This is a genomic window from Marinobacter sp. F4216 (genome assembly GCF_019931195.1).
Taxonomy (GTDB): Bacteria; Pseudomonadota; Gammaproteobacteria; order Pseudomonadales; family Oleiphilaceae; genus Marinobacter; species Marinobacter suaedae.
Genome location: NZ_JAIOUO010000012.1, coordinates 1 through 1,191, shown reverse-complemented (window position 1 = coordinate 1,191; position 1,191 = coordinate 1). Strand labels below are relative to the sequence as shown.

The window sequence follows — 1,191 nt, the reverse complement described above, 5'->3', positions numbered from 1 at the left end:
TGTAAACACCCCTGTTTCAGTTGCACCGCTGATTAGAGTTTTCCGCCCGTTGGTGTTTCGCCAGGTATTCCCATGGCGTCAGGTCTTCCAGTGAATCGTGGGGGCGCTCATCGTTGTATTCCGTCATCCAGGATTCGGTCAGTTCTCGGACTTCGGTGAGATTCCGGAAGACATACATATTCAAGATCTCGTCCCTGTAAGTCCGATTGAAGCGCTCAACATACGAATTCTGAGTTGGTGTGCCCGGCTTGATAAACTCCAGCTCGATACCGTGTTGCTCAGCCCAATCTGCCAAGGCAATCGAAAGGAATTCAGGACCGTTATCCATGCGTAGTTTGGTCGGGTAGCCTCGCCAAGCGATGATGCGTTCCAGAACCCGTATGACCCTCGGTGCTGGCAGGTTCAGGTCAACCTCGATAGCCAGTACCTCCCGGTTAAAGTCGTCCACCACGTTAAACGTCCGGAACCGGCGACCACAGAACAGGCTGTCGCTCATGAAATCCATGGACCAGCATCGATTAACGGTGGCTGGCACGCTCAATGGCTCCGGGTTTCGTGTCGGGAGTCGTTTCTTGCCCCGTCGTCGTTTATTCAGGTTGAGTGCACAATACAGCCGGTGTACCCGCTTGTGATTCCATCCATGGCCCCAGCGTCGCAGCACCTTGAACAGCTTGCTGAAGCCGTAGGCGGGATAGCGTTCAGTCGCGCTTTGAAGTGCTGCAATCACCGGTTCATCCCGGGAGGTGTCCGGCCGATACCGGTACACAGAGTCACTGATGCCAGCGATTCGGCAGGCTCTGCGGATGCTGACGCCGTGAGCCTGCTTGAGGTAATCCACCAGTTCTCGTCGAACGGCTGGCTTTACAGCTTTTTTTCGATCACGTCCTTCAGCAATTTGTGATCCAGGCTCAGCTCGGCGTACATCTGCTTCAGCCGGCGGTTTTCCTCTTCAAGCTCTTTGAGGCGCTTCACATCAGAGGCCTCCATGCCGCCGTACTTGGATTTCCAGTTGTAGTAGGTCACATCGGAGATGCCGTACTCCCGACACACTTCCTTGACCAGGCGACCGCCCTCGACCTCCTTCAAGATCTTGACGATCTGTGACTCGCTGTACCGTGATTTCTTCATGCTGTTCTCCGTTTGCCTCATTGTAGGCCGGAGAACTCTAATTACGCATGCACCGATTTTAGG

At 54.4% G+C, this 1,191-nt stretch carries 1 protein-coding gene; it reads right to left on the bottom strand.

Annotated features, from left to right (window positions below):
- Positions 1–16 precede the first annotated feature (16 nt).
- Positions 17–1,128, bottom strand: a protein-coding gene (locus K8I84_RS16875) for an IS3 family transposase (RefSeq protein WP_223795939.1) whose coding sequence is annotated in 2 segments (ribosomal slippage) — positions 17–867 and positions 867–1,128 — 1,113 coding nt in all. Because the reading frame shifts where the segments join, the coding sequence is not laid out codon by codon here.
- Positions 1,129–1,191 lie beyond the last annotated feature (63 nt).